Source organism: Actinotalea ferrariae (assembly GCF_019733465.1).
GTDB lineage: Bacteria > Actinomycetota > Actinomycetes > Actinomycetales > Cellulomonadaceae > Actinotalea > Actinotalea ferrariae_A.
In genome coordinates this window covers 1-6,597 of sequence record NZ_JACVQL010000153.1, presented here as the reverse complement: position 1 = coordinate 6,597, position 6,597 = coordinate 1, and the positions used below count along the sequence as shown (strand labels likewise).

7 protein-coding genes are annotated in these 6,597 nt (G+C 75.3%); 1 reads left to right on the top strand and 6 read right to left on the bottom strand.

Going from position 1 to position 6,597, the window contains the following annotated elements:
• On the top strand, nucleotides 1-1,043 hold a 1,043-nt coding region (locus ICW40_RS12550), incomplete at its 5' end, for a lanthionine synthetase LanC family protein (protein WP_221654362.1).
• A gap of 85 nt (nucleotides 1,044-1,128) precedes the next feature.
• On the opposite strand, the gene dhaK is transcribed toward ICW40_RS12550, so the two are convergent.
• From dhaK to ICW40_RS12520, 6 genes are all read right to left on the bottom strand, one after another.
• Nucleotides 1,129-2,124 carry a dihydroxyacetone kinase subunit DhaK gene (dhaK, locus tag ICW40_RS12545; RefSeq protein ID WP_221654361.1) on the bottom strand — a complete coding sequence of 332 codons (996 nt, stop codon included), beginning with the start codon at nucleotides 2,122-2,124 and terminating at the stop codon, nucleotides 1,129-1,131.
• Nucleotides 2,121-2,765 (bottom strand): dihydroxyacetone kinase subunit DhaL, encoded by a 645-nt coding sequence (gene dhaL / locus ICW40_RS12540; protein ID WP_221654360.1) that lies wholly within the window; start codon nucleotides 2,763-2,765, stop codon nucleotides 2,121-2,123. The genes dhaK and dhaL overlap by 4 nt, the downstream gene beginning before the upstream one ends.
• On the bottom strand, nucleotides 2,762-3,595 hold the full coding sequence (locus ICW40_RS12535; protein WP_221654359.1) for an HAD-IA family hydrolase: 834 nt from the start codon (nucleotides 3,593-3,595) through the stop codon (nucleotides 2,762-2,764). The genes dhaL and ICW40_RS12535 overlap by 4 nt, the downstream gene beginning before the upstream one ends.
• Nucleotides 3,592-4,452, bottom strand: coding sequence for a class II fructose-bisphosphate aldolase (locus ICW40_RS12530; protein WP_221654358.1), 861 nt, complete (start codon nucleotides 4,450-4,452; stop codon nucleotides 3,592-3,594). Before ICW40_RS12530 ends, ICW40_RS12535 begins: the two co-directional genes overlap by 4 nt.
• A 130-nt stretch (nucleotides 4,453-4,582) precedes the next feature.
• On the bottom strand, nucleotides 4,583-5,734 hold the full coding sequence (locus ICW40_RS12525; RefSeq protein ID WP_221654357.1) for a GAF domain-containing protein: 1,152 nt from the start codon (nucleotides 5,732-5,734) through the stop codon (nucleotides 4,583-4,585).
• A 100-nt stretch (nucleotides 5,735-5,834) separates the two neighbouring features.
• Nucleotides 5,835-6,597, bottom strand: a 763-nt coding sequence (locus ICW40_RS12520; RefSeq protein WP_221654356.1) for a dihydrolipoamide acetyltransferase family protein, incomplete at its 5' end; no start/stop codon positions are given.

Here is a 6,597-nt window from a genome sequence, read left to right as displayed (position 1 = left end):
CGGCGCTCCATGCGCTCGACCGGTCCGGGCGCGGCGGCGCGGCGCCGGACGACGGCCTGTTCACCGGGGCCGTCGGGGTTGCCGTGGCCGCCGAGCACGTCGCCGGGCTGCTCGGTCGCGCGGACGTCCGCGACCGTGCCCGTGCCCTCGTGCTGGGTCGGCTCGACGCCGGCGCGTCGGCTCCCGGCGAGGCCGGCGGCGGGTTCGACCTCGTCTCGGGCGCGGCCGGCACGGTCGTCGGGCTCCTGCTGCTGCACCGCGCCTGGGGCGAGCGTGCGCTGCTGGACGCCGCGACCCGCCTGGGCGACGCCCTGCTCGAGGCCGGCTCGACGTCACCCGCCGGGCTGTCCTGGGCGTCGCCGGGCATCGCGTCCTCGGCACACCTCACCGGTCTGTCCCACGGCGCGTCGGGCCCGGCATGGGCGCTCGCCGAGCTCGCGGCGGCCACCGGCCTGCCCGGTCCACGGGGTGCCGCGCTGGACGCGGTCCGGTACGAGACCGCGTGCCGCGACCCCGTCACCGGCGCCTGGCCCGACTTCCGGACGGGCCGCCCGTCCGGCCGCCGTGACGGACCGCCGCCCACCCTGTGGTGCCACGGCGCGGCAGGCATCGGGCTGGCCCGCGCGCGGATCACCTCGCTCCTGCACGACGAAACCTGCGCGCGCGAGGCCGAGGAGGCCACGGCGCTCGTCCGGGCCGAGGTGAGGCGCGGCCTGGCGCGGCCCGACGCCGGGTGGAGCCTGTGCCACGGGCTCGCCGGCACGGCCGACGCGCTCCTGACCGCGTCGACCGGATCCGCGTCGGTCGGATCCGCGTCGGTCCGATTCGCGTCGGTCGGATCCGCGTCCGCCGCGCCCGCGACGTCCGTCGGTGACGCGGAGCTCCTCGCCGCCGTCGGACGGGCGGGCCGGGACCGCGCCGCGGCCTGGACGGCGCCCGACCACCCGGTCGGTCTCATGACCGGCGCGGCGGGCGTCGGCCTGCTCCACCTGCGCCTCGCGCGCCCGTCGACGGCGTCCGTCCTGCTCCTGACCAGCGCGTGACCGGTCGCCCCCGGGTGGCCGCGGGGCGACCGGTCACGCCTCGGACGACCGCGCCTCAGGGGACCACGGCTCGGAGGACCACGGCTCAGAAGACGCGGATGGCGACCTCCGCCGGCTCGGCCAGCAGGCCGTCGAGCTCGTCGTCGAGCCGCACGAGCGTGAGTGACGCGCCGGCCATGTCGAGCGACGTGCAGTACTCGTTGACGTAGCTGCGGCCGACCGTGATGCCGCGGGCTGCGAGCTGCTGGTGCGCGCGCCGGTACAGCAGGTAGAGCTCGCTGATCGGGGTCCCGCCGAGCCCGTTGATCATCAGGGCGACACGGTCGCCCGACGCGTAGGGCAGGTCGCTCGCGACGGCCTCGAGGAGCTCGTCCACGATGGCGTCGGCGTTGGTCATGGGCCGCCGCTCACGGCCCGGCTCGCCGTGGATGCCGACGCCGAACTCCATCTCGTCCGCGCCGAGCTCGAACAGCGGCGAGCCCTTGGCGGGCGGCGTGCAGGCGGTGAGCGCGACGCCCATGGTGCGCGTGACGTCGTTGACCTTCTTCCCGATCCGCACCAGCTCGTCGAGGTCCGCGCCGCGCTCGGAGGCGGCGCCCACCGCCTTGATGACGAAGAAGTTCCCGGCCACGCCGCGCCGGCCGATCGTGTACAGCGAGTCCTTCACCGCGACGTCGTCGTCCACGGTGAGGATCTCGACCCGGATGCCGTCCGCCTCCGCCATCTCGCGGCCCATGTCGAACGCCATGCGGTCGCCCGTGTAGTTGTTCACCAGGAGCAGCACGCCGGCGGGGCTCGCGAGCCGCTTCGTGGTCTCGTACACGTAGTCCATCGGCGGCGCGGCGAACACGTCGCCCGGGCAGGCGGCGTCGAGCATGCCCTTGCCGACGATCATCACGTGGGCGGGCTCGTGCCCCGAGCCCGACCCCTGGACGATCGAGACCTTGCCGTCACGGGGGGCGTCGCTGCGCATGATGAGGTTGTACTCGGGCACGTAGGTCAGGGTGTCGGGGTTGGCGAGCGCGATGCCCTCGAGCATCTCGGGGACGAACTGCTTCGGGTCGTTGACGAACTTCTTCATGACGCTCCCTCGGTGGTCCAGGACTGGGTGAGTCGTTCTGCGATGACCGCCAGCGCCATGGCGCCGGCGTCGACGGACCCCCTGCTGCGTTCGCCCGTGTACGAGGCGCGGCCCTTGCGGGCGACCATCTCGCTCGTCGCGTCGGCGGCCTCGCGCGCGGTGCGCGTCGCTGCGGCGAGCGCGGCGCCGCCGTCGGCGCCGCCCGTGAGCTCCTCCTCGAGCCGGTCGGTGAAGGGCACCAGCACGTCGAGCAGCGTCTTGTCGCCGACGTCCGACTGGCCCCGGGCCTTGATGCCGTCGGCCGCGGCGCGCAGCATCGCGACGACCTGCTCGCCCGTCAGCTCGGCGGAGGCGCCGGCGGTGCTGCCCGCGCGGAGGAAGGCCGTGCCCCAGAGCGGTCCCGACGTGCCGCCCACGCGTGAGGCGATGATCATGCCGACCTTCTTGAGGAAGGTGCCGGGGTCGGTGCGGTCGATGTCGTCCCACCCCTCGACGACCTTCTCGAAGCCGCGCGCGAGCGAGTACCCGAAGTCGCCGTCGCCGACGACCGAGTCGAGCTCGCCGAAGTACGTCTCGTTGTCCAGCGCGGTCTGCGCGATGGTGCGGACGACGTGCTCGACGTCCTGCGGGCCGGCTGTCATGCGGGACCTCCTCCTGCGGGGTCGGGGGATGCTCGGGACGGGTCGGGCGGGGGCGGCGCGCCGCTGAGGCACGCCCGCAGGTCGTCGAGCGTGAGCATCGGGCCGGGGCTCGCGCCGGCGCGGTCGGCCAGCACGGTGATCGGGGGCCGGTCCGGGTCGCCGAGCTCCGAGACGACCAGCACGGCCTCGTCGAACGCCTCGCGCTCGGTGTACCCGTTGACGGTCACGACGCACCGCAGGCCGGCGCGCGTCGCTGCGAGGAGCCCGTTGCGCGAGTCCTCGACGACGAGGGTCTCGGCGGGGTCCAGGCCGAGCTGCCCGACGGTCAGCAGGTAGATGGCCGGGTCGGGCTTCTTCGCCGGCACGACGTCGCCCGCGAACACGGGCACCCGTGCCGCGGCGTCGGCGCCGACGGCGTGCTCGAGCACGGCCCGGACCGACGCCTCCGCCGAGGTGGACGCCACCGCGACGGTCCAGCCGGCGTCGAGCGCGTCGTGCACGACGCGGCGCACGCCCGGCCGCGCGGGGATCGCGCCGTCGGCGACGAGCTGGGTGAAGCGCGCCGTCTTGTCGCGGTGCCACTGCGCGAGCAGCGCCGTGCGCTCGTCCGGCGCGGTGGGCAGGCCCGCCGACCGCACGAGCTCAGCGTCCTCGAAGAGGCTCGCCATGCGCTCCTTGCCCCCGCCGATCCGCAGCTTGTCGGCGTACTCGTCCTCGCTCCACCGCACCGGGACGCCGTGCGCCTCGAACGTCGCGTTGAAGGCGGGGAGGTGGCCGTACCGCTCGGTGTCCGCGAGCACCCCGTCGCAGTCCAGGACGAGGGCCGTCACCACGCACGTCCGGAGCTGCCGAAGATGCGGATGTGCTCACGGGCCATCTCCATCACCGCCGCACGCTGGTGCCGGAACAAGGACGGGGGGTCCCACGAGCCCTTGGCCTCGGCGCCCCGCAGGAACTCCAGGGCCGAGCGCATGTAGGCCTCCTTGAGGCCGGTCGAGATGTTGACCTTGGCGCACCCGCGGGAGATGAGGTCCTGGAACTGCTCGGGCGAGAGCCCGGTGCCGCCGTGCAGCGCCATCGGGATGCCCGTGGCCGCGACGAGGTCGCTCACGCGCTGGTGGTCCAGCGTCGGAGCGGCCTTGTACTGGCCGTGCGCGTTGCCGATCGCCGGGGCGAAGCAGTCGACGCCGGTCCGGGTGATGAAGTCGACGGCGACCTCGAGCGTCTGCACGGCCGGCGCTGCGTCGGAGCCGATGCCGTCCTCGACCCCCTGGATGCCCTCGATCTCGCCCTCGACGTGCGCGCCGTGGCGACGCGCCTCGGCGACGACCTCGGTGGTCTGCCGCAGGTTCTCGGCGACGTCGAGCTCGTGCGCGTCGAAGAGGACCGAGCTCCAGCCGCCCTGGAGGCAGTCCGTGATGACGGCGCGGTCGGGGCAGTGGTCGAGGTGCAGGGAGACCGGCACGGGCGCGTCCCGCATGAACGCCGTGACGATCGCGAAGAGCCGGGCCCGGCCGTACTGGCGCACGGTCTTGACCGAGGTCTGGAGGATGACCGGGGCGTTCTCCTCGGCCGCGGCCGCGAGCACCGCCTCGGTGCTCAGGTCGTCGACGACGTTGAAGGCGCCGACGCCGTAGCGTCCGGCGAGCGCGCGGTCGAGGATCTCCTTGGTGGGGACGACGGGCACGTGACCTCCTCGGGTCGAGCCGGCCGCGCGAGGATGCGGGCGCGTGCCGACCGCTGCCAGTCAAGCCCTCGGCCGCGACCGGCGACATGGGTGAGATCACCCATCTGCCGCCGGCACGGGGCCGCCGCGCTCAGCCGCCGGACGTGTCGCCCGGCGCCGGGAGCCAGCCGCTCTCGAGCGCGCGGACGACGGCGGCCGTGCGCGAGCCGGTGCCGGTCTTCCGGAGCACCGCGGCGACGTGCTTCTCGACGGTCCGACGGGACAGGACGAGACGGTCGGCGATCTCGCGGTCGCCGAGCCCGTGCGCGAGCCAGCCCAGCACCTCCGCCTCGCGCGCGGTGAGCGGCGACGTGGGAGCAGGGGAGCGACGGGGCTCGGAGGCGGTGCGGGCCGCCGGCCCGTACGGGATGTCGGCGCGCAGGAGGGTGCCCCAGCCGGGGACCTCCGCGACGTCGGCCCCGCCCTCGACCACGGCGCGGAGCTCGTGCCAGACGACAGCCGTGCCGCGGGGACCGTCGCCGACGCCCTCCTGGTGCACGAGCAGCCGCAGCCCGTCGGGGCGGTGCACGATCGCCACGTGCAGTCGCGGCGCGGACCCGCCTCGGCCGACCGCGCGGTCCGCGTCCACGACGAGCCCCACCGCGGTGTCCGTGACCTCGCGCGAGACGGGCCGCACGTCGCCCACCTCCGTGACCACCCGGCGGCTGCCGGGCGGGTCGCCGTCAGCGCGCGCGTGGTCACGGATGACGCGCGCGAGGGACGGCTCGCCACGTCCGGCCGTGACGATCGCGCCGGCCGCGCTCTGCGTGAGCACCTCGAGCGCGTCGACGTCGGCCGCCGTGAAGCGCCGGCTCCGCCCCGCGAAGGCGACGTTGACGCCGATGACCTCGCCGCGCCACCAGATCGGGACGGCGAGGGCAGCGCCGTGGCTCGCGGGGTGGTCGGGCGGCAGGTGCCCCCCGGTCAGGGTCGCGTAGTCGTCGATGACCACCGGCCGCCGGCGTGCGACGGCCTGACCGGTCGCCCCCTCGCCCAGCGGGAAGCTCTGCCCGAGCCGGCACGCGATGCCCCGCTCGGCGAGCTTGCGGTACGTCGAGGTCTCGTGGTCGACGACGGAGATGCTCCCGGCGGGCGCGCCCACGAGGCGCCGGCTCTGCGCGAGCAGCGTGTGCAGCGTCGGCGTGAGCCGCAGGTCCGCGTAGAGGTCGGCGACGGCGCGGTCCAGCCCAGGCGCACGCGTCGCCCGAGACGTGCGCTCCGCCACCCGGTCGCCGTCGACCATGGACCGACCATAGCCCTCGCGACGGCGGACCCGGAGGGCTCGTGGGCCGCGGCGAGGGAGCCGCTACCGACCGCGCGGGACGCACGCGGCCGTCCCGCGCTCACACCATGGCGAGGACCATCGCCGGCCGGGCCAGGATCTCGCCGACGTCGGCGAGGAAGCGTGACGCCTGCTCGCCGTCGACGAGGCGGTGGTCGAAGGACAGGCTGAGCGTCATGACGCTGCGCAGCGCGATGTCGCCGTGGTGCTCCCACGGCATCCGCCGGACGGCCCCCGTCGCGAGGATCGCAGCCTGCCCGGGCACGAGGATCGGGGTGCCCGCGTCGATGCCGAAGACGCCGATGTTGGTGACGGAGATCGTCCCGCCCACGAGGTCGGCCGGGGCTGTCGTGCCCGCCCGCGCCGCCTGCGTCAGGGACGCGAGGGCCTCCGCCAGACCGACGAGGTCGAGCCGCTCGGCGTCCTTGATCACCGGGACGAGCAGCCCCCGTGGTGTGGCGGCGGCCACGCCGAGGTTCACGTAGCCGTACTGGACGATCTCGCCCGCGGCCTCGTCCCAGTGCGCGTTGAGGGTCGGCTGGCGGCGCAGCGCCACGGACATCGCCTTGGCGACGAGCGCCAGGACGGTGACGCGGTGGCCGGCGAACCGCCGGTCGGCCGCGAGCTCGGCGAGCAGCTCGACGCTCGGCGTGACGTCGACCGTGAGGAACTCCGTCGCGTGCGGCGCCGTGAACGCGCTGGCGACCATGGCGGCCGCCGTCTGCCTCCGCACGCCGGCGATCGGCGTGCGGACCTCGCGCTGCGGGCCGAGCGGACCACCGCCGACGGGCGCCGTCGGCGCACCGGGCGGGGCCGTCGGTGCC